Annotated in this window: 27 protein-coding genes and 2 pseudogenes; 18 read left to right on the top strand and 11 right to left on the bottom strand. The window is 55.7% G+C overall.

Going from position 1 to position 25,484, the window contains the following annotated elements; all coding sequences use genetic code 11:
* Positions 1 to 20 precede the first annotated feature (20 nt).
* Together DBQ51_RS03485 and DBQ51_RS03480 are read right to left on the bottom strand one after the other, a co-directional pair.
* Entirely contained in the window at positions 21 to 1,736 is a 1,716-nt protein-coding gene (locus DBQ51_RS03485; protein ID WP_107630792.1) for a phosphoadenosine phosphosulfate reductase domain-containing protein, read from the bottom strand.
* A 96-nt stretch (positions 1,737 to 1,832) separates the two neighbouring features.
* Positions 1,833 to 2,021: a helix-turn-helix domain-containing protein gene (locus DBQ51_RS03480; RefSeq protein WP_107630791.1), complete on the bottom strand. Its 189-nt coding sequence runs from the start codon at positions 2,019 to 2,021 to the stop codon at positions 1,833 to 1,835.
* A 502-nt stretch (positions 2,022 to 2,523) separates the two neighbouring features.
* Here DBQ51_RS03480 and DBQ51_RS17025 point away from each other — a divergent pair.
* The 9 genes from DBQ51_RS17025 to DBQ51_RS03430 all read left to right on the top strand — a co-directional run bounded on the left by DBQ51_RS17025 (position 2,524) and on the right by DBQ51_RS03430 (position 8,423).
* A complete protein-coding gene (locus tag DBQ51_RS17025; RefSeq protein ID WP_242977818.1) occupies positions 2,524 to 2,802 on the top strand; it encodes a hypothetical protein in 279 nt (92 codons plus the stop codon).
* Between the two features lie 183 nt (positions 2,803 to 2,985).
* Positions 2,986 to 3,612 carry a hypothetical protein gene (locus tag DBQ51_RS03470; protein WP_107630790.1) on the top strand — a complete coding sequence of 209 codons (627 nt, stop codon included), beginning with the start codon at positions 2,986 to 2,988 and terminating at the stop codon, positions 3,610 to 3,612.
* 846 nt (positions 3,613 to 4,458) lie between these two features.
* Positions 4,459 to 4,665: a hypothetical protein gene (locus DBQ51_RS17020; protein ID WP_242977817.1), complete on the top strand. Its 207-nt coding sequence runs from the start codon at positions 4,459 to 4,461 to the stop codon at positions 4,663 to 4,665.
* 96 nt (positions 4,666 to 4,761) lie between these two features.
* Positions 4,762 to 5,172 carry a peptide deformylase gene (locus DBQ51_RS03460; protein WP_107630789.1) on the top strand — a complete coding sequence of 137 codons (411 nt, stop codon included), beginning with the start codon at positions 4,762 to 4,764 and terminating at the stop codon, positions 5,170 to 5,172.
* Positions 5,173 to 5,190: 18 nt separating this feature from the next.
* Complete coding sequence (locus DBQ51_RS17420) at positions 5,191 to 5,430, top strand: metallophosphoesterase family protein (protein WP_307718886.1); 240 nt, start codon at positions 5,191 to 5,193, stop codon at positions 5,428 to 5,430.
* 463 nt (positions 5,431 to 5,893) lie between these two features.
* Complete coding sequence (locus DBQ51_RS16780) at positions 5,894 to 6,085, top strand: hypothetical protein (RefSeq protein ID WP_174887847.1); 192 nt, start codon at positions 5,894 to 5,896, stop codon at positions 6,083 to 6,085.
* A gap of 46 nt (positions 6,086 to 6,131) precedes the next feature.
* Complete coding sequence (locus tag DBQ51_RS17015; protein ID WP_242977816.1) at positions 6,132 to 7,367, top strand: alpha/beta hydrolase; 1,236 nt, start codon at positions 6,132 to 6,134, stop codon at positions 7,365 to 7,367.
* Between the two features lie 268 nt (positions 7,368 to 7,635).
* Positions 7,636 to 7,845 (top strand): ATP-binding protein, encoded by a 210-nt coding sequence (locus DBQ51_RS03435; RefSeq protein WP_054326881.1) that lies wholly within the window; start codon positions 7,636 to 7,638, stop codon positions 7,843 to 7,845.
* The gene (locus DBQ51_RS03430) at positions 7,842 to 8,423 is read left to right on the top strand and encodes a 4Fe-4S binding protein (RefSeq protein ID WP_107630788.1); all 582 of its coding nucleotides are present in this window, start codon (positions 7,842 to 7,844) and stop codon (positions 8,421 to 8,423) included. Before DBQ51_RS03435 ends, DBQ51_RS03430 begins: the two co-directional genes overlap by 4 nt.
* A gap of 103 nt (positions 8,424 to 8,526) precedes the next feature.
* Here DBQ51_RS03430 and DBQ51_RS17675 read toward each other — a convergent pair.
* From DBQ51_RS17675 to DBQ51_RS03410, 5 genes and pseudogenes are all read right to left on the bottom strand, one after another.
* Positions 8,527 to 9,899, bottom strand: a pseudogene (locus DBQ51_RS17675) (tyrosine-type recombinase/integrase).
* Positions 9,892 to 10,819: pseudogene (locus DBQ51_RS17670) on the bottom strand (tyrosine-type recombinase/integrase); the annotation flags it as partial. The pseudogenes DBQ51_RS17670 and DBQ51_RS17675, both read right to left, overlap by 8 nt.
* Entirely contained in the window at positions 10,813 to 11,133 is a 321-nt protein-coding gene (locus tag DBQ51_RS17000) for a tetratricopeptide repeat protein (RefSeq protein WP_242977814.1), read from the bottom strand. The pseudogene DBQ51_RS17670 and the gene DBQ51_RS17000, both read right to left, overlap by 7 nt.
* Entirely contained in the window at positions 11,090 to 11,710 is a 621-nt protein-coding gene (gene mobP3, locus DBQ51_RS16995) for a MobP3 family relaxase (protein ID WP_242977813.1), read from the bottom strand. The genes DBQ51_RS17000 and mobP3 overlap by 44 nt, the downstream gene beginning before the upstream one ends.
* Before the next feature lie 24 nt (positions 11,711 to 11,734).
* The gene (locus tag DBQ51_RS03410; RefSeq protein ID WP_242977812.1) at positions 11,735 to 12,229 is read right to left on the bottom strand and encodes a hypothetical protein; all 495 of its coding nucleotides are present in this window, start codon (positions 12,227 to 12,229) and stop codon (positions 11,735 to 11,737) included.
* Positions 12,230 to 12,901: 672 nt separating this feature from the next.
* Between DBQ51_RS03410 and DBQ51_RS03400 the strand changes: the two genes are divergently transcribed.
* The 8 genes from DBQ51_RS03400 to phnX all read left to right on the top strand — a co-directional run bounded on the left by DBQ51_RS03400 (position 12,902) and on the right by phnX (position 21,780).
* Positions 12,902 to 13,738 carry a tyrosine-type recombinase/integrase gene (locus DBQ51_RS03400; protein ID WP_107630787.1) on the top strand — a complete coding sequence of 279 codons (837 nt, stop codon included), beginning with the start codon at positions 12,902 to 12,904 and terminating at the stop codon, positions 13,736 to 13,738.
* Between the two features lie 381 nt (positions 13,739 to 14,119).
* Positions 14,120 to 14,416: a hypothetical protein gene (locus DBQ51_RS03395; protein ID WP_159068063.1), complete on the top strand. Its 297-nt coding sequence runs from the start codon at positions 14,120 to 14,122 to the stop codon at positions 14,414 to 14,416.
* A 1,340-nt stretch (positions 14,417 to 15,756) separates the two neighbouring features.
* Entirely contained in the window at positions 15,757 to 16,179 is a 423-nt protein-coding gene (gene pth2 / locus DBQ51_RS03385) for an aminoacyl-tRNA hydrolase (protein ID WP_107630785.1), read from the top strand.
* A 231-nt stretch (positions 16,180 to 16,410) separates the two neighbouring features.
* On the top strand, positions 16,411 to 17,178 hold the full coding sequence (locus tag DBQ51_RS03380; RefSeq protein WP_054326890.1) for an ABC transporter ATP-binding protein: 768 nt from the start codon (positions 16,411 to 16,413) through the stop codon (positions 17,176 to 17,178).
* 6 nt (positions 17,179 to 17,184) lie between these two features.
* A complete protein-coding gene (locus tag DBQ51_RS03375) occupies positions 17,185 to 18,816 on the top strand; it encodes an ABC transporter permease subunit (RefSeq protein ID WP_242977811.1) in 1,632 nt (543 codons plus the stop codon).
* A gap of 74 nt (positions 18,817 to 18,890) precedes the next feature.
* Entirely contained in the window at positions 18,891 to 19,880 is a 990-nt protein-coding gene (locus tag DBQ51_RS03370; RefSeq protein ID WP_107632125.1) for an ABC transporter substrate-binding protein, read from the top strand.
* A 17-nt stretch (positions 19,881 to 19,897) separates the two neighbouring features.
* Positions 19,898 to 21,007, top strand: a complete 1,110-nt coding sequence (phnW, locus tag DBQ51_RS03365) for a 2-aminoethylphosphonate--pyruvate transaminase (RefSeq protein ID WP_054326891.1) — start codon at positions 19,898 to 19,900, stop codon at positions 21,005 to 21,007.
* Positions 21,004 to 21,780 (top strand): phosphonoacetaldehyde hydrolase, encoded by a 777-nt coding sequence (phnX, locus tag DBQ51_RS03360; protein ID WP_107630784.1) that lies wholly within the window; start codon positions 21,004 to 21,006, stop codon positions 21,778 to 21,780. The genes phnW and phnX overlap by 4 nt, the downstream gene beginning before the upstream one ends.
* Before the next feature lie 71 nt (positions 21,781 to 21,851).
* Here phnX and DBQ51_RS03355 read toward each other — a convergent pair whose 3' ends face one another.
* The 4 genes from DBQ51_RS03355 to DBQ51_RS03340 all read right to left on the bottom strand — a co-directional run bounded on the left by DBQ51_RS03355 (position 21,852) and on the right by DBQ51_RS03340 (position 25,103).
* Positions 21,852 to 22,433 carry an ECF transporter S component gene (locus DBQ51_RS03355; RefSeq protein ID WP_054326893.1) on the bottom strand — a complete coding sequence of 194 codons (582 nt, stop codon included), beginning with the start codon at positions 22,431 to 22,433 and terminating at the stop codon, positions 21,852 to 21,854.
* A gap of 111 nt (positions 22,434 to 22,544) precedes the next feature.
* Positions 22,545 to 23,597, bottom strand: a complete 1,053-nt coding sequence (locus tag DBQ51_RS16775; RefSeq protein ID WP_199855178.1) for a uridine kinase family protein — start codon at positions 23,595 to 23,597, stop codon at positions 22,545 to 22,547.
* On the bottom strand, positions 23,594 to 24,025 hold the full coding sequence (locus DBQ51_RS03345) for a DUF3842 family protein (RefSeq protein ID WP_054326894.1): 432 nt from the start codon (positions 24,023 to 24,025) through the stop codon (positions 23,594 to 23,596). The genes DBQ51_RS16775 and DBQ51_RS03345 overlap by 4 nt, the downstream gene beginning before the upstream one ends.
* Before the next feature lie 187 nt (positions 24,026 to 24,212).
* Positions 24,213 to 25,103 (bottom strand): LysR family transcriptional regulator, encoded by an 891-nt coding sequence (locus DBQ51_RS03340; protein ID WP_107630783.1) that lies wholly within the window; start codon positions 25,101 to 25,103, stop codon positions 24,213 to 24,215.
* Between the two features lie 131 nt (positions 25,104 to 25,234).
* Between DBQ51_RS03340 and DBQ51_RS03335 the strand changes: the two genes are divergently transcribed.
* The gene (locus tag DBQ51_RS03335; protein ID WP_054326896.1) at positions 25,235 to 25,483 is read left to right on the top strand and encodes a hypothetical protein; all 249 of its coding nucleotides are present in this window, start codon (positions 25,235 to 25,237) and stop codon (positions 25,481 to 25,483) included.
* Position 25,484 lies beyond the last annotated feature (1 nt).

Genomic DNA, 25,484 nt, shown 5'->3' with positions numbered 1-25,484 from the left:
GGTACGTACCTCCAAATGTCTTACTTCGTTCTCAGATATTTATCCATCATGCAACCGCCGTCCAAATACTTAGCAGTAACACACATTTTGCAGCGAACACACTTGTCAGGGTTGATATAATAATTATCACCTATAATGGAAATGGCTCCAGCACGACATAGCGACTCACACTTTAGGCACTTACGACAAGCGTTAAACTTGCGGATCTGATATCCAATCATACGCTGCAAAGACTCATGATCCACAACATTCATCGTTTTAACTTTAACAGCATGTTCATACCCATCTTGTCCAAACGGCTGAATGGAAATGATAGGCACATTGGTTTTCATATCAAGAACTAATACCTCATTCAGCAGTTTCTGTCCTAATTCCGGAGCCACTCTCCCAAATGGGGTAAACATACCGATTAACTCATCATCTAAAGGACGCAGCAAACTGTAAATCTTTGCGTGGTCCTCTGCAGTACAATTAGTAAATCGGATTTTTATATCGCCAGCTGCCGCTAAGCCATTCCCGCCCTGTCGGGCTTTCCATTTTCCGGTGTCGACATATGTTATTGCATCTGGTTTGCCAATTTTTTTTGCAAAATTTATAAGAAACTCTCGCCACTTGTTAGATTGTTCCGGCATATAAATTCTGGATAAAAATTGCGCACGCTGGTTGTTATTTGGACAGCACCAACAGCCAACACGATCATATCCCAATCTATAAGCGTCGTTAAAGTCTACCTCCTCCGATAGAATGTACAGCCAAATGTCAAAATCTTTCCAGAAAAAGATGGGAGAGGCAACTGTCTGCTGTTGAATCTTGACGGATTCAGCATCATCTTCAATTCTATTGTACTTACTTCGACTGACAGATTCTGATTTTCTTATTCCATAAAAGGTCAGGATTTGCTGATTTCGATACAAGCTGTTGATAACTCTTGTAATAGGCCCTGTTTTAAACATAGAGCAACACCAGCGCATCATTCTCGCAGGAGGACCGATATCTTCACAAACATCATAAAAAACTTGCTCTCGATTCTTTGCAATTTGAAAAATTGCGAGAGGGTGATTTTCTCTATATCTTGTCGCATACTTAATTGTCGACGGGAATTCTAAAGTTGTATCGCCAAAAATATGGACTAAACTTGGATTGCTAAGTGCCTTTATAACGATGTCTGCTGTCACTGTTGAATCCTTACCGCCAGAAAATGATAAAACAATATGTTCTTCATCGAATTTTTCTGCTGCTTTTTTGATAAAAGAGTACGCTTCATCTTTGAGATAATGCAACCTTAATTGATTTGCATTAACAAAATGAGCAATATGATGGTCAAAATACTCATATGTATTCTGCCCTTTATATTGTTCGATCTTTTGACGTAAGACATCAGTATCTGCTTCTTGGAAGGTTTTACTTGAGATAGAAAGCGACTTCCCATCGATGTAGTATCGGCTATTTGATGCCCATACAGATTTATCAACATACGAAAATGGCTTCTTTCCTAAAAGCAGTTCAAGCAACAAGCGTTCCTCTGGAAATACGGGTCTCAGGTCTGCGGCAAGATACTTCATTTTTCTTCCGCATAGGGGACAAAATCCCTTGTCTGCTTGGTTTTCTACTTGGATGACGGGAACGGCACAATGCGCACACCAATATACCTCAGTAGGAAGATCTTCAATTGTTACTGAGCCGCAAATTGGGCAGAGTTCCTCGTTGGTTTCTATACGGCAGGTTTTACACCACATGTTTGCTTCTCCTACACATCAGTATTATAAAATATACGCTACCCCTATAATAGGCTCAGTGTAACATATTTGCGGTCCGATAAACAGGACACCCAATCACTTCTTTTCTTGGATCTGAATACACTTCTTACGCGCATCCATAGGCTTTTCGGCATCCTTAGGAATAGCCCAAGACTTCCCGAACTTCGTCAAACCCGGAATCCTTCCTTGCGAGCATAGAACCTGAACCCGTCGGCGGGTGATTCCCCATTTTTCAGCGGCTTGGGCAATCGAAATATAATCCATATTTCACACTCCATCAAAACAAAACAGCCCTACCATAAAAGGAGGGCTACATTAGATACAGCTGACGCCAATATAAAAGAAACAGCCCCTGCATCTGCACAGTTGATATTAATGTGATAGCCTAATGCGCCAAGTAGGTTGGAATCATTATATACCATTTAGCGAACAATTACAATCGGTTACTACTAATATTCGACAGTCCCCAGTTCTGCTCTATGTTGCTATGTAAAATTACTCACGACAAACAGAGCAGACAAATAAAAAGCAGGTGAATTTAATTGAGCATCTCTGTGGTAAATAGTAAGATTGCATTCATCTTTCCGCATCCCGTTCCAGACGCACCGATTATCTACCTTAACACCTGTATATGAGGTCGCACAGGCCACTGGCTACCCGACATTTACCTTGGCTGCCATCGGTGATCTGGACTTGAACCACGACATGGTACCTTGGGACAGCTTGCCTGCTTTCAAAAATGCCGATCCCTTAACGGATGGTGCAGATGACTATCTACAGCTCCCTCTGGTCCCCCGAAATGAAGGATTACATCTTTTCCCATGAGCCAAAGCGCTGTCCGGAATGTGCCTGCTTTTTTCTGGGAGACAAGGAGAGCAAGACCCGAAATCCTGTTTTACGGACAGTCCAAGAGAACACCGAGGCGATACTGGCTTATTACCAGAGCAAGGGGATTGATGCGGTGTTTCAATTCAACCAAGGAAACCACTTTGTCCATAGCGTGGAGCGCATCACTGCCGGCAGTAACTGGATGCTGAGCCGATAAGACTTGTCAGAAACACTATTCCTCATTACAATGGCAGTAGGAAGGGAGGCAGAGTCTATGGCGACAATTCGATGCCCGCACTGCGGCAGTTCTGTGATGATTCGGGGCAATCGCTGGGAGTGCGGCTGATGCGGTGATTTTGGTGCAATCTCGTCTCTTCATCCCTCGGAAAAAGCCAAACTGATGCAGTCGGCCACACCCTCTATTTCGTTCACCATCACAGTGACGGACACCTTTGATGATGAGGAGGAGGAAACTCCACGCAGCTTTTCCTGGAGTGAGCTGGAGGACATGGTGCGCCGGTGGGATTTTTCCGAAAATGAGTGGGCCTGTCGGGATTTGCTCATCTTCGCCTTTCCGGAGGCTGTCAGATGCTGGTCAGCAGAGGAACTGTCCGAGATGGATGCCATGGATCTCTTGGTGGAAACGGGTGAGCACGATGCGGAAACTGCGATTCAGATGATGAAACTCCTGCTGGACACAGCAGAGAGTCACCTTCAGGATCCAGAGGCAGCATATTTTTTGCTGGGAAATGAACTGTATGATCTCTGCCTGTCCGGATATATCCGTCCTCGTTTGCTGGAGTGCCTGAAGACAGATGATCGCTTGGCTCGACAACTTTTTCAGAGTGCCTATGTGGGCAGCCCCCAGGAAGACATTCTCCTGTCCTGCTCTCAGTTGGGTGAAAGAGAACTCCGACAGAAGCTGCTGGATCTTCTGGCCTGCAATCCACATCCCCATGATGAGATTGAATTGGAGCCGGATGAAGAGTGCCCCAGGTGTTTTCGACGGGATGTATTCTTTGTTTAGGCGTGCTAAAAACTGATACGCCTGAGGAGCAGAAACGACTTGCATTGAGGCTTTGCCAGAGGTACAATACCTCAAACCCCGAACATGAAAAAGAGCCCTTCTGGACAGGCGGCGGCAACGGATGCCGCGCTTGGTCAAGAAGGGCTCTTTGACCACATGTTTGACCACAGACAGCGCCGGAGCACTCGGGAACAGTGGAATTAAGAGCGTCAAAGAGTGAGTGAAATGTAGCGGAAATGGTTAAAACCAATTAGAAATAACCACAAAAAATTTAGTTTAACCGTTTGGGAGCAAGATGCCGAGAGTTCGAGTCTCCCCACTCGGGCCAAAAACCGTCTCAAAATTGATGTTTTGAGACGGTTTTTGGAACTTTTTGGACAACAATGTATCTGGTGTTTTATACAAACAGGATATCAAACGTGGTCAAATTAGTTTTGAGGATTCGTTCCGAAAAGAGGCAAAGGCAAACTGTACAATTTTTGAAATATGGGGTCATGACCATCCAATTTCGACTACCGCACACGTCTACGGCCCTATCTTTGAATCTTTCATCGCAAAATCTGATAGGACCATCGCGCGTCCCAGCCTCGTTCCTCCCGACCGAGCCTTGTATAATGGCAGTTGAAAGCAGTGAAATAATCGAGCAAGGAGCAGTGTCATACGGATCCTCATTCTGGGCAACAACTTTACCTTCACCAACAATATGCCGAAAATGCTGGCTGAACTGACCGGGGCGGAGGTGGTCCACCACATCCGGGGCGGGCGCGGCTGTCGGAACAGCTGAGCCTCAACACCAAGCTGGGCAAACAGCCCCAGGTGGCGCTCCAAAAGGAGAAGTGGAACTATGTGATGCTCCAGGAGATGAGCCACGACCCCATCACCTCCCCCAAGAGTTTCTGCTCCAGTGTGGAGCAGCTTTGCCGGCAAAACGGGGCGGTGCCCATTCTGTTTGCCACCTGGGCCTACCAGAGGGGCGGAGCCAAGCTGGCGGCCAAGGGCTGGGCCTACGACGAGATGGCCCGAAAGCTGTCACAGGGCGGCGGGGGAAAATAACGCTCTGATTGCCGACGTAGGTTGGCGGTTTTATGAGTTGTCTGATACCTGGGACCTCTACGCCACCGTCATTCAGGCACACAAGGAGAACCAATTATGGCTCGAGAAATCTGCAAAGACGCAGCATTTCTGCCCCAGAAGGCGGTACCCGCCACGCCGGGGGGCCTGCGGATGGCGGCTGATCTGCTTGAAACCCTGGAGCACCACAAAGACGGCTGCGTGGGTATGGCGGCCAACATGATCGGCGTGAACAAGCGGATCATCACCTTTGATAACGAGGGGATCTATATGGTCATGTTCAACCCGGAGATCATCAAAAAGTCAGGGCCTTATCAGGCGGAGGAGGGCCGCATTTCCCTCACCGGCACCCACTCAGCCCAGCGGTGGAGTGCCATCAAGGTGCGCTGGCAAAATGAGAAGTTTCAAGAGCGGCTGAAAACCTTCACCGGCTGGACAGCCCAGATCATCCAGCATGAGATCGACCACTGCGAGGGCATCATCATTTAAGTAAGGGGGGCGCAGCCTGTGAACATTGCCATTCTCTCTGACACCCACGGCCTGTTGCGGCCGGAAGTGATGGGATGCCTGAAGACCGCCGACGCCATCCTCCACGCTGGGGACATCAACCGGCAGGAAATCGTGGACCAGCTTCGGCAGTACGCACCGTTGTACGCCGTCCGAGGCAACAACGACAAGGGGGGCGGAAGACCTACCCCACACCCTCACTGTCACCCTTGGCGGGGTGTCTTTTTACATGGTGCATAACAAAAAAAGAGGTCACGGCAGAGCTCCCCAGTATCGACGCGGTGGTGTTCGACCACTCTCATAAGTATTTCCAGGAGGAGAAGGACAGCCGCCTCTGGCTGTACCCCCGGCTCCTGTGGTCTCCGGCGGTTCCATCAGGAGATCACCATGATGATGGCGGAGGCGGAGAACGGGATCTTTCAGGTGGAGAAGATCACCACTCCCCACGAGGCGACATGATGGTGCTGGGGCTGACCTTTCCCCTCCAGCGGTTTTTGAAGCGGAGACCGCCCTCCCTATGGCGCCGAGCTGGACAGGAGGTCCTGCTGGGACCTCCTATCATCACTCTGCGAGGAAACCGTGTCTCCTAGCCGTCCACTGCCACAGCCGGTACACTTCGTCCACTATGATGTGACGCCCCTCCCCAGCCTGTTCCGGAGGGTGTTCTGGACGCCTCACCGTCGCCGGAGTTTCTCAGGAGCTGGTGGCGGACTATTTGGATCGGGCAGGGACGGTCGAGGTGATCCGAACCCATGGGCGCAGGGAGGTGGCTTTTCTCAACCGGGTCTGGGAGGATATGCTGGCATTGGATCTGTGTATGGACACGGAGCGGCAGGCCCAGCCCCCTGCTGGACCACGCCGCCAACACCCGCCCAAGCCGGTGCGTGGGCTTTGATGGCCTAGGGGCCAGGCACCGAACTGTTGGAGGGGAAGTGAGCGCAATGGAACAATCAACGGAAAAACCCTGCCACAAGAAGTGGAAAATCGCTGCTGGCATTTTTCTGTCGGTGCTGGTCCTGGCGGCGGGTGGCTTTTTCTGGTATGTGTCCGATTACTACAGGGCAGGGGACGTGGCCCTGGAGGTACTGGCCAGCGGAGATCATCTGGAGGTTTGGGACGACCTGACCAGCCTCTTCCCGTCCTCCTTCACGGATACCGCAATCATCTTCTACCCCAGTGCCAAGGTGGAGATGCCCTTCTACATGGCCATCTTCGATGTAAACGCGGCGGCGGAGGTGATGGAAGCGTTCCCTGATATCTCCCACTGGCACATCGCCGGACACTCCATGGCCTCTCAATTCGTTTCGGAGCCCCCAGACGAAGTGGACGGTCTGATCTTACTGGGGGACTACCTCTACGGCGACTATCCGCCTGCCAATACCCTCACCGTCTACGGCGCTCTGAACCAGAACGTGGAGGGCCAGATCGACTACACGGAAAATGTGGGCTTCCGGGGGAGAAGGGGCAGCCCACCGCTTTCTTCCCTGGAGCCAGTGTCCATTCCCATGGACGCTCCTCTGGACCTGAAAGCAGGGGAATGTTCCTGCACGGAAACCCACATGAGCGGCCATGTTCGCGTGACTGCGGAGGAGGCCGCCGACCATCTGGAGTGGATGGGCGACGCCGGAGAGAGGGAGTGGGACTTGGACATCCGCAAGCTGGCGGCCTACCACATGGGCTACGGGGCCTTCAAATTTTTCCGCACCCTCAACGCTTTTGAGCTGTTTTGGCACGCCGAGGGGATGAAGACCGCTTTCTCCGGCTGGGTACACCTCAACGGGGAGGAGTACATCGTCCGACCGGAGGATTGCTTCGACGATGCCGACAAGAACTGGGGCGGGGACTTCACCTTCCCCTGGGTGTGGCTGTCCTCTAACGATCTGGTGAGCAATGTTACCGGCAAGCGGCTCGCCAACAGCGTGTTCGAGGTGGGCGGCGGCAATCCCAAGGCCTTCGGCATCGCCCTAGGCCAGAAGCTGCTGGGCCAGTTCTACTACGAGGGCCAGGACTATGAATTCAATTTTAGCAAATTCTGGACTGGCAGCCGCACCTTCTTTGACTGCCGGGAGACGGATGCGGAAATCCATTGGAAGGTAGTCCAGACTACCTTCAGGGCCAAGATGGAGGTGGAGATCTCCTGCCCCAAGGCGGAAAAACTCCTCATCAACTACGAGTAGACGGCTATAAACGCCACACCCGACTGTGGAACTGCGGCAACGGTTCCGGCACTGTGCGGCTGTATGAGAGGAAGAGGGGGTGATGGACGACGTCCACACGGAGCATGTGGGCTGTGAGTACGGGGAATATCCCAAAGTTTTCCCGACAGCCTGTTTTTTGAAGCAGATGTGACGGATCGATACAGCAGACTTCACCTACTGTGATTTTATCACCGAGAAGATCATAAATTTGCGGTATGATAGAAAAACAACAGTAAGGAGGTATTCCATGGTTGCTGGAAAGAAGCGGCGCAGAGCCGTTGTGGATCAATCGTCCTGCGTGGCCTGCGGCTGCTGTATAAAGGTTTGTCCCCTGCAGGCGATTGAGATTGTCAGGGGTGTCATGGCTCAGGTCAACGGGGACAAATGCGTGGGCTGCGGTAAGTGTGCCAAGGAATGCCCCGCCAGCGTGATCGAGATCCGGGAGGTGGAGGCATGAAAAAGCACTGGTATGATTATCTCTGGATCGCCTCCATCACCTATCTTGTGCTGGGCTTTTTCAACATCCTGTTTGCTTGGCTGGGATTGCTGTGCTTCTTCATTCCCCTCGTGCTCTCTGTGGTTAGTGGGACAAAGGGCTATTGTAACCGCTATTGCGGCCGAGGTCAGCTGTTTGGGCTGTTGGGCGGACGCTTTGGCCTGTCACGGAAGAAGGACATCCCCAAATGGATGAAGAGCAAGGCCTTCCGATACGGCTTTCTGATTTTTTTCTTCGCAATGTTCTTCCTAATGCTGTGGAACACCTATCTGGTATTTGCCGGAGCGCAGGATCTGAGGCAGGTGGTCACGCTGTTGTGGACCTTTAAGCTCCCCTGGCACTGGGCTTACCACGGTACCCTCTTTCACCCCGGCGTGGCGCAGTTTGCTTTCGGTTTTTACAGCGTTATGCTGACCTCTACCGTCCTGGGCCTCATCACCATGGTGCTGTTCAAGCCCCGCAGCTGGTGTGTCTACTGTCCCATGGGCACCATGACACAGCTGATCTGTAAGGTAAAAGAGGGATCCATTTTGCCTTGATACAATATGCAAAAGGGCCTGCTTGCTTTACGCCGTCCGCCCTGGCATCCCCCAGATCATTTCATACCATTTTGCCGCCGTATGCGTCGGGGTGGAACCTTATTTACATCCAGATCTTCTTCTGGATTTTGGTGAGCTTATCCGGCGGGGTGATGCCCGGCATCCGATCCCGCCGGGCCTGCCGCGCCGCGTTCATCTGCTGAATCAGCACTTTCAGCTTCGCCTCACACTCCTCCCGTGGGTGGGCGTAGACGCATTTGGATTGCTTGGTGCCGTCCGGCCAGGTGGGGGGGAGTAGCGGCCTTCGAACAGGTGGTCGTTGATCTGGGTGATGTACCCGGTGCCGGGCGTCCAGGTCTTTCTCAGCACCGGCTGGAAGTCTTTGGCTACGCTCTGTTCCGACTGAGCGGATTCCTCCCGTACTTCGTTGCCTAGCCCCCGGCCGATCTTGGTCGCCGTCTTGCTCTGCATATCCCCGGTGACATGGGTATAGATGTTCAGGGTAGTGGCCGCCGATACATGGCCCAGCATGGCGGAGAGGGGCTTCACATCCATGCCGCTCTCTAAGGGCAAGGTGGAAAAGGTGTGGCGTAAATCGTGAAATCTGATTCTTTTGCACCCTGCCCGCTCCGGAATGATCTGGAGTCGCCGGCGCACCGCCCCCCAGTGTCATGGGCACGTCCTCTTTGACAGGGGAGGGGAACATCCACCGGGAGTCCACCGTTTCTCGGTAGTGCCGCAGTATCCCCACCACGCAGGGCGGCAGGACCCAGTCTACGGATGGAGGCGCGGGTCTTCGGGACGCTCCCATGGAGCTATCCCTTCACCCCGTAAATCTGCTTGTTTACGGTCAGGGTTCTGGTTTTGAAGTCCAGGTCGTCCCACTGGAGGGCCAGCAGTTCGCCCCTCCGCCAGGCCGGTACACAGATCCAGGAGAAACAGCTCGTAATAGCCCTCCGCCTGAGCCTGGATGAAGAAGCGCCGGAGTTCCTCCTGCACCGCTTTCTCCAGCGCGGACCGGCAGACGGCGTGGAGGCCGCGCGCCATGGAGTCGGAGAGCACCTTGCCGAGGATGAGCCGCCCAGCCGTTTTCATCCAGGTATAGAACTGCTGGAGGTCCTTCTGGGGCAGCTGGTTCAGAGGGATCTTCCCCAGCTCAGGGAGGATGTGCTGATAGATCTTCGTTTTGTAGTTCACCTGGGTGGTGGGGCGGATCTGGGGCTTGACGTAGTTATGATACCAGAAGTCCAGCCACTCCCCGAAGGGTGTCTCCGGCCGGACCTTTTCTGTCCTGGGGGCGGTCGCCGTCTCCCAGAGCTGCCTCAGTTTCTCCCGGCACTCCCGTTTCGTCTTAGCCAAGACATTCTTCGTTTTGGGCAGGCCTTTCTCGACGTAACCGACGACCACCCAGCCCTCCCAGCGGCCGTCCTTGCGCTGGTGGACGGAACTCTCGCCCTTTTTTCGCCGTTTAGCCATGGCGTGCACCTCCTTCCGGCCTGTTTTTCTGCCGCGGTTTCAGGCCTTTCCTCAGGAGATTTTCCAGGAAGCCGCCTATGATGTGGCTGGCCTCCTGCTGCATGTCCGACGTCACATGGGTGTAGGTGTCCAGGGTGAAACTGGCGTTGGTGTGGCCCAAGATGCCGGACAGGGTCTTGGCGTCCACGCTGCTGGTGAGGGCGTGGGTGGCAAAAGTGTGCCGCAAATCGTGGAATCGAATCGCAGGCAGTCCCGCCGCTTTTAAGATCCGCTTCATCCAGTAGTAGGCGGCGCTTGGGCGCACTGGCTTCTCCGGAGCCAGAGGTTTTGGGAAGCTCCACTGGCTGATGGCATGTTTCTTCCGTTCCCGTAGCCGCTGGACGGTGCTGGGCGGCAGGTGGATGGTCCGCCGCCCCTGGCTGGTCTTTGTTTCGCCGATCTCCAACTCCCCAGCCTTGGGGACGTTCACCGACCGAAGGACCTTCAGTGTCCGGCCTTCTCGTCGAAGTCCTGCCAGATCTCGTTGCGGTCCACCGTCGCCAGGAAGGTGTCCACCTGCTCCTTTGTGAGGATCTGCTTGGGTTTATAGCTGGCCTTGGGCACCGCGGCCCCGGGCGATCACATGGGCTGCCTCCGCGTCCTTCAGGCACCGGTGGAGCCATGGCGTGGATGCGGAGTACCATGGTGTCTGACAGCTCGTGCCCGTATTCCGAGTACTCGAGGACACGGCCCTCGTGTTTCAGCTTTCGATACAATTTCAGAATGTCCATGCGGGCTACCCAAGACACGATCTTATCCCCCAGATAGGGCTTGATATGGCACCGGATGAACTGATCGTAGCTGCGTAAGGTGTTGGGCCGCAGAGTGGCCGCACCGTAGTCCTCCATCCACCGGTTCAGCCATTCTCCCAAGGTCATGCGGACTCAGTGAGATAGGCCACCGCTTTTGGTACGTCCTTCGGAACATCTTTTCCTTCCAGATACAGTTTTCCCAGACGGTAGGCGACGCAGGCGTTGTCCTGAGCCGCCGTTTTTTCATACCAGGATACCGCTTCCTCCGTTCTCTTTTGGCTTTGCAGAAGCTTCCCCAATGCGTACTGGGCGAAGTTATATCCCGCGTCAGCCGCCCGCCGGAACCACAGCTCCGCCTGCTGGTCATCGGGGAGGATGCCTCGCCCGTCCCGCCAGCACCTACACCTGCTCTGCCTCGTCCCGAGACTGATTCCACTGTTCATAGTACTCTGCCACCATAGGGACCTTGGCCAGCTCATCCACGATGGCATTCACCTGGGCCTTTATTGGCTTTTTCAGGTAGCCATAGACCTTTTTGACCTTGTGGTCCTCCAGCATCCCAGCCAGCGTATCCATCCGCTCTGCGATGGCAGGGTTGTGATACAGGCCTGTCTCCATCCTCCAGATGAGCCGTCCCATGGCCTCCATTGCCGCGTCCCGCACTTGGCTGTAGAACAGATCTTTCTGCTGATGCAGAGACGGAAGCTCGTCACGGAAGATCTCATTGGACAGCTGGGAGCGCATCTTCTCGATACCTTTTTCCGTTAGAAAACCCTGCTGGGGATCCGCCGACCAGACCATCATGTGGATGTGAGGGTGGTGCTTCTTGTCGTGGAAGGCGGCATACCATCGGAAGTTGCTGGGCAAGATTTTCATTGCTTGGGCCAGTTCCGTCTGATGGGCTAGCAATAACCGGCGCCAGCTCTCGCTGTTCTCATAGCACAGCCGGTGGGCGTCCTCCCGTTTCAGGGAGTTGACGAAGGTCCACACCAGCCCGGTATGCCCGTTGATCTCCTCCATGGTTTTTCCAGATCGGCAGGACCGTCAGCAGAAAACAGTCCGTGGGAGCGGGGGCGCTCCGCCATATATTCCAAGTAGTCGCTGCCGTTTCAGGGTCTGATGTAGCCCGACTTCTGGAGCAGTCCCAGCATCACTCAGCCCCCTCTCTGGAAAAGAAGCGCGTCTTCGAAGTTGATTTCTTTTACTTCTTTGGCGCATCGGACCAGGGTTTTTCTCAGCTGATCCAGATCCAGTGTCTATGTCGGCGGCCAGGACATTCTCCATGAGACTCTGCTCCACCGCTAGCAGGCGTCCCATCCGTTTGCCCAGGGCGCCCAGCTTGCCCTCCAGCACATCGGATAGGGCACGAAGCAGGTAAGCAGCGGCAGATTCCGCGTCCAGATAGCCAGAGTAGAACCGAACGGCTTTTTCAATAAATTCGTTTTTGGTCGTACAGTTGTCCCTCTGGTAGTGGGACTCCACATGAACCCATACATTATCGTCCATCCAAACAGTGTGTCTATGTCTATTTTCATCCATTGTCAAATTCCTCCAAACTCTGTCGTAGCGTCAGCGAGTATCCCTCAACAGCGGGGATATTCGCCTGTTTTTCTGGAAACAGCGTCAATCGCAGTTTGGGCGTTCCGAAAAAGCGTCAGCCCCGCCCACGGAAACCGCCCGCATTGCGGGTGGAGGTGACCGCATAGGCGCACAAAGGCATCAGGGCTTTCTCCTGCCTATCTTTCGTTCCTCGAAAATCGTTCGAGTGACCGAAGATTTGTCGTCCAAGCAGTGGGAACAGCGGCCCCAAGCTGTCGGGAGGGGCAGGCCCCCCTTCCGTTGCCAGAAGTATTTGCGCGCAGTATTCTCACTCATCCCAACCGCGTTGCCAATGGCCTGGATGCTGGGCCAGCACTGGCGGGTTTGTGTTTTTCACACTGCCGCAGGAAACCTTACACCGCCAATTCCACAGGACACAGCCCTAGGAGAACGATACCTCAATGTTTTGCCTTTCCATCTATACAGGCGGCGGGCAGGACTATTCACAAGAAAGTAAAAGTAGACCAGGCTGAAATCAGCCTGGTCTTTCATTGTTTATGCGGCGCAAATTTTTAACCGTTCCGATATTGATGTTCTAGGTGATTCCGCAGTGCATAGCAAAGCTACCCTACGGTAAAATAAGGACATCTTTTTCACAGGAGGGTTTTGCTCATGAGTATCACTAGTCAGCAGATCGAAGCGTTCTCTCAAAACCTGTACGAGGAGGAGCGCAGCCCCGGCACCATAGAGAACTACGTTCGTCACGTCCGCACCTTTGCGGCGTGGCTGGGCAGAGGAGAGGTGACGAAAGAGGTGGCGGCTGGATGGAAAGCGTATCTGGTGACGGCAGGCTACGCCCCTGCTACCATCAACGCCATGCTGGGTAGTCTAAACCGTTTCTTTGCTTTTATGGACTGGCAGGATTGCCAGGTCAAGACTCTGCGGCTTCAGCGTCGCTTGTTTCGGGATGACAGCAGGGAACTGACCCGCGCGGAGTACGACCGCCTGCTGACTACTGCCCACGCTCAAGGCAGGGAGCGGCTGGCCCTGCTCATGGAGGCCATCTGCGCCACCGGCATCCGTGTGAGCGAGGTACGCTATCTCACTGTGGAGGCCGTGCAGAAAGGACGGGCGGAGATCGCCCTCAAGGGGAAGGTGCGCACTATTCTCATCCCCAGTAAGCTACGGAAAAAGCTGCTCAAATTCGCCCGAAAAAACAAAACCGCCTCCGGCGAGCTCTTCCTCACCAGAAACGGAAAGCCCATGTCCCGAAAGCAGATTTGGGCAGAGATGAAGGCCTTGTGTAAAGCGGCTGGGGTAGCCCCGTCCAAAGTGTTCCCCCACAATCTGCGGCACCTGTTCGCCCGGACATTTTATAAAGTTTGCAGGGACGTTGCCAAGCTCGCTGACGTGCTGGGTCATTCCAGCATGGAGACGACCCGCATCTACCTGATCTCCACCGGAACGGAGCATGTAAAGCAGTTAGAGCGGCTGGGTTTGGTAGGATAGGACAAACTTCATAGTTTGTCCTAGATTAGCAGAAACCCAACCGGCAGAGTACATATTCACAGGGACATTTTAGCATGGAAATCACGGGAGCGCAAGAGATTCGCTGGTTTGGGGCATGGAAAATCAAGCCAATCAAGCCTCTTTTTTGATTGGCCTTATTTTGTGCGCTTGATTTACCGCCCCATGTGCCGCATGGGGTGTTTTTCATGCCATACGGCGGAACCTTTGCTAACTGGCACCGCCCTTTTGATAGACAGACTATGAAGTTTGTCACTGGCAGGGAAACAGACGGAGGTGGTCGACATACTTCATACGGCAGACTTCAGCACAGCCGGAGCTCCGTCCGGCCAGAGTGATTTTTCGTGCGAGGGAGGTGAGTGGTTGATGGGCCATGCCCTTGCCCTGCCCCTGCTGGATTTTCTGGCATATAAGGCGGGCTGCGCATACCTCTCCGACCTGCCCCGTGCCACCGGCTGGCAGAGGGCGCGACTGATGCGTGCGCTGGAGAATATTCCAGCAGACGCAGCCAGCCTCCACGACTGGAACGACGCGCTGGATTATCTGACACAGGCCTCTCCTGCGTCTACCACGCAGGAGGCCAGAGCGCGGCTGATGGCCGCATTGAGCAACCCCGTCAATACGGGGTCATACAAAAGGAGAACAGAGGCGATGAAATAACGATTTAGACGGCCCTGGGCGTCGCTGCTCACCATCGTGATGGTGCTTGGACTGTTGCCCACGGCAGCTATCGCCGCACCTGCAACAGGCAGAGTGAACCTGTCCGGGGTGGGGAACCTCTAGGACTACCCGGTTCACCAAAAGGCAGACGACGGCCAGAACGGATAGGACTATGTTTATTACGGCGGTTTGAAATGGCGGGTGCTGGACACCGAGGCCGCCGCAACCGACACGGAAGAGAGCGTTCTGCTGTTAAGCGAGAATGCCCTCAATACCGGCCAGCCATGGGACGGCTACCGTATATATTCCGTGGCTATTGTGTACTCATCTTCTGTGCCAGCACTTTCAAAGAGTGATAGAAGGCAAATGAGATGGAGTGGAAACAGCAAAAAAACAAGCGGAAATAATACAAAAAACTTTTCAGTACTTATTTGGGAAGATAGACGACCTATCCATTCCCCTCAAAAGAGAAATTCCGGAAGTCCTTGGGACAGTAGCTTGTGGTGGAAATCCTACGGTTGAAAAACGCTCGCAAAATCGGGTTTGACCACAGCGTCGCCCACAGACACGAAAAACTTGCTTCTTCTTTCTCCGCATGGTATTATGCAAAAAACTGAATATCTGGGTGTAGTTCAGTTGATAGAACGCGCGGTTTGGGAGCGCGAGGCTCGTGGGTTTAGTCGCACCACTCGGCTCGCTGAAAAAGCCGTCGACTTTTGTCGGCAGTCTTTTGCTATACTATATCCTTGAGGGAGTGCAAGGTAACAAAGCTTTCAAAGCACCATAATTACACTTGAAAGTAAAAACGAGTGACAGAATTTGGTTGTTGTATATAATTATACAATATCTTAAAAATCTATGATTTTCCAGTTGTTTTAAGTGCTTATAATAACGCTGGATCCGCACTAAGAAAATTTTCGGACATACCCCGTTTTCAATGTATTATAAGCATAGATGGAGCGGATACAATTGATGAGAAACAATCCAAAACATCAAAATTAGTGATGAGGAAACGTCAGGTGAAAGATGATTTGGAAGAAAGCATTTTGAACGGAATCAAATCCACTCTACTTTCGCGTACAGGCTTTCGTAGTAATCCCATTGTCATTCAGGCTGTAGGCGGCGGATGGACTGTGTGAATTTGTTGCTGCGTTCTGGTTTTAAAACTGGTTTCGTGCCTATATATGTCTCTTTATCGGTGGATTACACTATCAATAGCAGTTGGAAGAGTTATAAGTATGGTGCGGGTTAAAGCGCTAAAGGGTTTTAGGTCATAAAGCTGACAAAAGCGGGCTTGGGTGATAAGATTCAAGTAAACCTGAAAACGGAGGAATAACGTGATGGACAAACCAAAGCAGATGATTGTCATGCGGCGCGACTTGAAAATGCGAACGGGGAAAATCGCTGCACAGGCTGGCCATGCGTGCGTGACCGCTGTGCTCGCAGCGCTGGAAAAGGAGCGTCGGATGGGACAGGTGCGCGCGGAAGTCGGCGGTATCCTGCTGACGCCGGGTGGCGGGGCGGCAACTCCGCTGAGCGAGTGGTTTGCAAGAGGCGTGGCCAAGGTATGCGTATATGTCGATTCCGAGGAAGACCTGCTTGCAATAGACCGAAAGGCAAAAGCGGCCGGCCTGCTGTCCGCGCTGATTTGCGATAACGGATTGACGGAATTTCATGGGCAGCCGACCTATACCTGTCTGGCACTCGAACCCGCGCTGCCCGAACAGGTCGATCCGATCACAGGGGATCTGCCGCTGTTTTAACGGGCAAAAGGGAAAAGCAATCGTTTCGTGCAGGGTACACAAAACCGCAGGTTTTGCGTACCCTGCCTTTTTATGCATACAAAGAAAACGGAAAAATAAAACGGCGGCGGAAATATGCGCGGATTCTTACTTTCATTTTACATGGATTTCGTTGCGGTTGGCAGGGCGGTCCGGTACAATTACTTAGGCGAGAAAATGAGATCAAAAAGCAGATTGGAAAGGAGCCTTTTTGTGCTGGAACTTAAGCATATCAAAAAGTCCTATGATGGGATGCCCGTGCTCAGGGATATCTCGATTCAGGTAGGGGACGGGGAGATCGTTTCGATCCTGGGACCGTCCGGCTGCGGCAAGACGACGCTGCTCAACCTGATCTTGGGCATCACGGACGCAGACGAGGGGCAGATCCTCTACAATGGCGAGGATCTGACGCATACGGTGATGGAAAAACGGGGCTTTAACATCGTTTTTCAGGATTACGCGCTGTTCCCGAACCTGAATGTTTATAAGAATATCATTTACGGTCTGAAAAACAGGCCGGGGATCTCTGCACGGGAAGAGGTGGAGGAGCTGATCGACCTGCTCGGCCTGCGCGAGCACCTGGATAAGCGCATCGATCAGTTGTCGGGCGGCCAGAAGCAGCGTGTGGCGCTGGCGCGCACTATGGTGATGAAGCCGCGCATCCTGTTGCTTGACGAACCGCTCTCTGCGTTGGACGGAGTCATCAAGGAGTCGATCAAGGATCGTATCCGCACGATTGCGAAAGAGTACCACCTGACAACCATCATCGTCACACACGATCCGGAGGAAGCGCTCACGCTTTCCGACCGCGTGCTGATTATCGATCAGGGAAGTATTTCGCAGTATGCGCAGCCAGCGGAGATCATCTGCCGGCCGCAGAACGATTTTGTGCGGAAATTCATTTTGAACCAGCTTGAGATCAAGCGGAACAATATCTATGCGCTGTTTGGAGGCGGGGCGGCGCGCGGCAAGGCGGTGTGATTCGGTATGATGCGCAAGAACAGGGAACTGCGGATCGTATTCCTTGGAATCGTCGTGTTGTTCGCGGTGTTCCTTGTCATACCGGCGCTGCAGCTTCTGCTTAAATCCGTTTGGGGGGCAAACGGGCTGACCGTGGAATTCTACGCCTCGGTATTTGCGCAAAAGGGCTTTGGAGCAGCCCTGCGCAACAGCTTTGTTGTTTCCGCGGCCGCGGCCGCAGCGGCGGTAATGCTGGCGTTTGTGATCGCGTATGCGATTCACTATACGCGCTTGCCGCGCCCGTGCAAACGGCTGCTACAGGCGGCCGCGACGCTGCCCATGTTCCTCCCGACCATCACCTACGGATTTGCCATCATCTACTCGTTTGGCAAGCAGGGACTGATCACGCAGTTGCTCGGCTTCCAAATGTTTAATATCTACGGCTTCGGCGGTCTGATGACCGGTTATGTCATCTATACTGTACCCGTCGCGTTCCTGCTGATCCACAATACGATGGGATACATTGACAAAAAGACGCTGACGGTTTCCAGGGTGATGGGGGATGGCGCGCTGTCCACCTTCTGGATCGGCGTTCTCCGGCCGCTGCTAGGGACGCTTGCAGGGGCGTTCATCCAGGCGTTTTTCCTCAGCTTCACGGATTTCGGCATACCGGCGTCGGTCGGCGGCCGGTATGAGGTCGTGGCTACCGTGCTGTATAACCAGATGCTCGGCGGCATACCGGATTTTAACCGCGGCGCGGTCGTCGCCATGATTATGCTGCTTCCCTCGGTTGGCAGCATCTGTCTGCTGCAGCTGTTGGAGCGGTTTAATATCCGTTACAGCCGCATTTCGGATGCGGAGCTGCGCAGGAACACGGTGCGCGACGTGGGCTGGGGGCTGTCGGGCGTCATGATCGCGGCGGCGGTGCTGGCGGTGTTCGCGGTGATTTTTGTTGTGCCGCTGGTGGAGGACTGGCCGTACCGCACGGCGTTCTCGCTCGAGCATGTGCGCGAGGTGCTGTCCGACAGCAACCTGCTCCGTATTTACACGCGTTCCATCTGGATGGCGCTGCTGACCGCGCTGTTCGGGACGCTGCTGGCTTACGGCGCCGCGCTGATTACGGCGCGCAGCTCGCTGTCGGGAGGGTATAAGAAAGCGGTCGAAAGCATCGCGCTTGTGACGAACACCATTCCAGGCATGGTGCTGGGCATCGCGTTCCTGTTTTCATTCTCCGGCTCGGCGTTGCAGAACACGCTGGAGCTGATGGTCCTGTGCAACATCGTCCACTATTTTTCCACGCCCTATCTGATGATGAAGAACTCGCTTTCCAAAATGAATGCGGGCTGGGAGACGACCGCGATGCTCATGGGGGACAGCTGGATCAAAACCATTCTGCGCGTGGTCACGCCTAACGCGCTGTCCAGTCTGATCGAGGTGTTCAGCTATTACTTTATCAACGGCATGGTCACGATCAGCGCGCTGGTCTTCATCGCGGGCGCACGCACCATGGTGCTGACGACCGAGATTAAGCAGCTGCAATATGTCAATAAGTTCAACGAAGTGTTCGTCCTGTCGCTGCTGATCCTGTTTACCAACCTGATTGCAAAAGCGTTGTTTTCCTGGCTTGCCAACCGCAGCTCACAGAAGAAAAAGGCGTGACGCGGCCGGCGTTTCTCCTGCAAACAAACTTTGTTTCTATCGCTTACGATAACAGACCGGAAAGGAATTTGATTATGATAAAACTGAGAAAACTGATGTCGCTGGGGCTTGCCTGCTCGCTGTCCCTGTCCGTTCTGGCGGGCTGCGGCGCGAAAGCCGCGGATGAGCAGGTCATTATCTACTCCAACGCAGACGACGAGGCAATCACCGCCATGTCCAACGCGCTGGACGCCAACGGCTATGAGGGCAGGTACATTTTTGAGACGTTCGGCACATCCGAGCTGGGTGGCAAGCTGCTTGCCGAGGGAACGAATCTGGAGGCCGATCTGGTGACCATGAGCACCTTTTACCTGCAGAGCGCGCAGGAGCAGAACGGCATGTTCCTGCCGCTGGAATTTGACGTGAACACGCTGGAAGCCGTGCCGGACTACACCGCGCCGATCACCTCGCAGGAGGGGGCGATCATCCTCAATACCGAGGTGCTGGCCGAGGCGGGGCTGGACAAGCCGGCCAGCCTGCAGGACCTTGCCGACCCGAAATACGTGGGACAGGTTGCGGTGACGGATATCCAGTCCTCCTCGACCGCTTGGCTGATGATACAGGCGCTTGTCTCCGCGTATGGCGAGGACGGCGCCCAGGAGGTGCTGCACGGCATCTATGAAAATGCGGGCGACCATATCGAATCCTCCGGCTCCGCGCCGCTCAAGCTGTGCCGCGCGGGCGAGGTGGCTATCGGCTTCGGCCTGCGCCATCAGGCGGTCGCGGACAAGGCGGACGGACTGCCGATTGATTTCGTCGACCCGACGGAGGGCAACTTCTCTCTGACTGAGTCGGTCGCCGTGCTGGACAAGGGTGACGCGACCAATCCGGAGGCCATGAAGATGGCGCAGTGCATCATTGAGAACGGCCGCGCTGCGCTGCAGCAGACCTATCCCAACCCGCTTTACGAGGGGGAGGGCGCGGATTCCGCTAACAAATCCGCTTATCCGAAAACCTTTGACCAGCCGCTGACCTTCGAGCTGTTCTCAGCGCATCAGGCGCTTTCCGAAGCGGCCAAGCCGTAAGACAGGAGTGATTGACTATGACGCAAGCCTATAAGCTTCTTACCCCGGGGCCGCTGACGACCACGGACTCGGTCAAGCGGGAAATGCTGGTGGACCGCTGCACCTGGGATGACGACTATAAGGCCGTGACCCAGAAAATACGCCGCCGGCTGTTGGAACTGGCGCAGGTATCCGAGCAGGAGTATACGGCGGTGCTGATGCAGGGCAGTGGCACGTTCGGCGTGGAAAGCGTGCTGTCCAGCGTAGTCGGCGCGCAGGATAAGCTGCTGATCTGCTCGAACGGCGCTTACGGGGAGCGCCAGGTTCAGATCTGCGAATGGAACCGCATCCCATATGCGCACTATGCGGAGGCTTACGACAAGGTGCCGGACGCGCGCAAGATTGCGGACATACTGGCGCGGGACCCGTCCATTACGCATGTGGCTATGGTACACAGTGAAACCACGACCGGCATCCTGAACGATATCCAGGCCGTCGGCGCCGTGGTCAAGGCGGCGGGCCGTACATTCATCGTGGACGCGATGAGCTCGTTCGGCGGCGTGGAAATTCCGGTCGCAGACTGGGGCGTTGACTTTCTGATTTCAAGCGCGAACAAGTGTATCCAGGGCGTGCCGGGGTTCTCTTTCATCCTCTGCCGGCGTGCCGCCCTGCTGGCCAGCGAGGGCAAGGCGCGTTCGCTGTCGCTCAACCTGCTCGACCAGTGGCGCGGCATGGAACGGGACGGCAAATGGCGCTACACCTCGCCGACACATGTTGTGCTGGCGTTTTCCAAAGCGCTGGAGGAGCTGGCGGAGGAGGGAGGCATTCCGGCGCGCCACCGCCGCTACGCGGCCAACAACCGCCTGCTGATCGAGCGCATGCGGCAGCTCGGCTTTGCCACCTACATCGGGCCGGAGCACCAGTCGCCGATCATCACGACGTTTTGCTATCCGGCGGGTGTTTCGTTCCGTTTTCCGGAATTCTACCAGTACATCAAGGCGCGCGGTTATGCGATCTATCCCGGCAAGCTGACCGAGCGGGATACGTTCCGTATTGGCACCATCGGCGAGGTTTACGAGGAGGATATCGAAAAGCTGGCCGCGATTATTTATGATTTTCTGCGTGAGAGGAAAGGGGAGACTGCATGATACAGGCGGTGATTTTTGACTGGGCGGGTACGACCGTGGACTACGGCTGCTTCGCGCCGGTACAGGCCTTTATCGAAGCGTTCCGTCAGTTCGGCATCGAGCCGACCATGGAGGAGACGCGTACTCCCATGGGGCTGCTGAAAAAGGACCATATCCGGACAATGCTGGGGATGGAACGTATCGCGCGGGCCTGGCGGCAGGTGTACGGCCGGAAGGCAGGAGAGGCGGATGTGGAAGCGATTTACGCACAGTTCGAGCCTGGGCTGCTTTCCATTCTGGAGCAGTTCACCGCACCCAAGCCGCACGTCTGCGAAGCGGCGGCCGCGCTGCGGGATATGGGCGTCAGGATCGGCTCGACGACCGGCTACACAGATGCGATGATGGAGATTGTCGCGCCGTGTGCGGCGCGGCAGGGCTACGCGCCTGATCTCTGGCTCAGTCCGGACAGCGTCGGCGGCCTGGGGCGTCCCTATCCGTACATGATCTTTGAGAATATGCGGCGGCTGGGCGTCTCCTCAGTGAAAAATGTACTCAAGATCGGCGATACGGTGTCCGATATGCAGGAGGGCGTCAACGCGGGCGTCTGGACGGCCGGCGTAATCGAAGGCAGTTCGGCGCTCGGCCTGAGCGAGGAGGAGTTTAGCGCGCTTCCACCGGAGGAACGGGAGACGCGCTGTCGTGAAGCCGCGCGCCGCTTCCGTGAGGCGGGCGCGCATTTCGTGTTGCGCACCCTGGCCGATGCGCCGCGTCTGGCAGCATTTTTGGGCGGGTGACAGGCCCGCAAAAGAAGCTCGGGATATACAAAAAGGGACGTCTGCAAGACGTCCCTTTTTGATTGGGGGGATCAGCTTTGGACGGTTTCCGCGGTTTTATCTTCCCGACGGAAACGCACCATGCCCGTGCGGTCGAGGGCGACCATAAGTACGGGGATGAAAACAAGCTGGAGGATGATGCCGGGGATGGCGGTCAGGAACGCGCCGGACAGGAACAGCTGCCAGGTAAACGGCTCGCCGCTCACGCCGGTGAGCAGCACACGGACAACACCCCATACGATACGCCCGCCGATCATCGCCGCAATCAGAGAGCGGTACAGCGATATGACGCACTGCCAGCGGGAGTGGTTGTACAGGTAGCCGGCGATGATGCCGTAGGCGGCCAGTTCAAAGGCCATGGCGATGCCGGTCGGGAAGATTGGCGGCATACCGAACATGGCATACCGCAGCAGCGGAAGGACAAAGCCTACCAGGCCGCCGTACTGCCAGCCGCAGAGCAGGCCGCAGAGCAGGACCGGCAGATGCATGGGCAGCAGCATGCCGCCGATTTGCGGGATCTGTCCGGTGAAAAACGGAAGGACGATGCCGAGGGCCATGCACAGTGCGGCGAGGATCAGGTCGTAAATGCGCTGTTTGGATGTTTTTTGTTTCATAGCGGGGATACTCCTTATCAAAAGTCTGGATATGCGCCTCTTCTGAGGGCGGGGCCTTCATGGCTTTTTTACGGAGCGCGGGGGATAAAACCGCCTTCGTGGCGGGGTGCGTCAAAGGAAGAACGCGCTCGTGTCGAGCATCATGTCGCTGCCGGAGGCAACGCGGTACCGCTGGAAATACCGTTCCTCAAAGGGGATCCAGCGTTCCTGAAACGCGGCGTAGTGCGCGCCCTCCCTCGCCTGCAGACGGCGGGCCTGGGCTTCGCCCGAGCAGGTCAGGAACAGCCGCAGGTCATAAAAGCCGGATAGCGACGGATGCAGGGAATAGCTCCCCTCCACAATGGTAAGAGGGGCGGGCGCAAGCGTTTCCGGCGCGAGCATTTGTCCGGTCTGGCAGGAATACGGCCGGTATATGGCGCTGCCGCCGGCGCGGAGCGGAACCAGGACCTCCTCGCGGAACCGCGAGAGATCCATATTCCCAGCCGGTTGCTCCGCCCAATCCGGCGGGCGCTGGTCAAACGGGAGGTAAAAATCATCCATATGTACCACGCGGCAGGGGAACAGCTCCTGCAGGAGCCGTGCGAAGCCGGTTTTGCCGCTGCCGCAGCGGCCGTCGACCGCAACGATAGCGGGTCTGCCGCTCTGCGTCAGCCGCTGTACCGACAAAAGGGCGGGGAAGTAGCCCGCGTAGGAGGTGCGAAGCAAGCGGTAATGCGGCCGGTAGGCGGCGCGGAACGCCTCGCTGTGGCGGGGCGGCGGGCAGCCCTGAGCGCGGTAGGCTGCCACCCAGTCCGCCATGCCGGGGACCGGCAGGGGGGAGAGGGCGCCCAGCCGCCGCGCCAGCCCGTCTGCGGAGCCGTGGTGCGCGGCGGCCGTGCGGAGGAGCAGATCGGCCAACAGGGGGACCGTCGATGCCGTACCCAACCGGTAATCCAGATGGAAGCGTGACAGGCCGTTCCCGAGCGGATCGGGCGCGGGGGCGCAGACATCCGGGGCAAGCGTCTCCCACTCGCGGAAAAGCGCCTGCTGGACCGCGGTCCGGTCCGAGACCAGATGCTCCGGCCCGAATTCGCTTTGATACGCCAGCTTGCCGAAATCCTGCGGCTGCATCGCGGGATAGCGCTCTCTATGGAACTGCAGGATGCTTGCAAACGACAGGCTCATGGGGACAGCTCCCGCACCGCCAGCTCCGCCGCGCGCTGGAGGTATTCGTCAAGCCGGCGGTCCTCCGTCCCCGCGACAAAAATGCCGCAGGTCGAAGAGGGGATCAGGATTTTAGGGGCTTCTGCCCCGGATACTGCGGAAGCCATGGCGGGCGAAACCTCGCCCATGATGCCGTTTGCCAGGATAATGCCGATCGGGCCGAGGATCAAATCCGCGCGGGCGGCATTGTAGATAACGGCGTTTTCACCGGTCGCCCCTTGCGCCGCCCCAGCCTTGAGCATCGCGTTTGTGGCGAGAACATTGGTGCCGACACAGCGCAGCACGCAGTCCTGCGGCAAAACGGGCGCCAGAAGGCGGATAAGCTGCGCCCCCATGCCTCCGCCCTGTCCGTCCAGAACCAGCACGCGGCGGGACTGTTGTTTTTTCATTGGTCTGCCTCCTCTGATGGGGATTCAATGGCGGCTATGGGACCGGCCTGCCTTCTGGCACCGGTCCACAGCCGCCGGATCGCATACGATCGAACCTGCTTCCGGATACAGTATACATTACACTTTATTATATCAGCCGACCAGGGTGGTGCGTCAAGCCCCAATCAGAAAAATATGAGAATCCGCCTCAGGTCGGTGCGGTGGAAAGGCCGCGCTTCAGCTCGCGCACAAACACCTCGGCCGCGCGGGTGAACACCTGGTATTTTTTCCAAGCCAGATACATCCAGGATTCGAGCCGCGGCTCGAGCGGGCGGAAACACAGGCTGCGGCTGCCCGACAGGTCCACCAGCTTGTCCAGCGTGAACAGGCAGCCCATGCCCTCCTCCACGGCCAGGACGAGTGTGTTGACCAGATTGCCGGTGGCCACCACCCGCAGCTTTTCATAGCCGTAGCCCAGCCAGCCGGAAAGCCCGTCCTCCCCCTCTAACTGGCGGGAGGCGATGAGCGGGACGCCGGGCAGGTCCTCCGGACGGATGCGCGTCAGCCGCGCCAGTGGATGATCCCTGCGCATCAGAAGTCCCCAGGTATCCGGACTGGGCAGGCGCAGGTAGTCGTATTTGCCCATGTCGAACGGTTCGATGAGCGTACCAAAGTCGATTAACCCCTGGTCCAGCCGGTCGGTCACATCATAACCGTCCCCGCTGGAAAAATGGAAGCGGATGGCCGGATACCGGCGCTGGACCTGCTGGGCAGTCTGTACGATCAGCCGCATGCCCTCGGTTTCCCCGCCGCCAATGTACAGGTCGCCGCTGATGCCCTCGTCCGGCGCGCTGACCTCAGCCTTGGTCTTTTCCACCAGCGAGACGATTTCCTCGGCGCGCTTGCGCAGCAGCATCCCCTCCTTGGTCAGCGTGATACGACGCTTACCGCGTAGGAAAAGCTGCTTGCCCAACTCGCGCTCCAATTCCATGAGCTGCTTGGACAGGGGGGGCTGGGTCATGTGCAGCGACATCGCAGCGCCGGAAATGGTCTGTTCCCGCGCGACTGCGAGAAAATATTCCAAAACCCGAATGTCCATGCGATCCCTCCTTCTGTGGGTAGTATAGCATGTCTTATTATATCTTTCAAGAATGATAATGTATTCTTTATATATATTTGCTATTTGTTGTCCGGCGGTTTATACTCAAATCAGGGAAAGGGAGCGAGATTATGAAGGAGCAGGAACTTCGGCGGCGCGTGATGCAGAACCTGTTGGACGCGGGCTGCGGGGAGGCGCTCGCCCGGGAATTCTGGCGGCTGTTCGAGTGCGGAAGGCACGGCGAAGGGGCGGCGCTGTTGGCCAGACACCGGTGCCTTCTGCTCGAGCGCTGCCATGCGGAACAGCGGAGAATCGACTGTTTGGATTACCTGATTTACCAGCTTGAGTACAGCGAGACATTCCGCGCAGAAAGGAAGTAAC

Origin of the sequence: Agathobaculum massiliense, from assembly GCF_900291975.1 — a bacterium.
GTDB classification, from domain to species: Bacteria; Bacillota; Clostridia; order Oscillospirales; family Butyricicoccaceae; genus Agathobaculum; species Agathobaculum ammoniilyticum.
This window is presented reverse-complemented; position numbering and strand designations above follow the sequence as displayed.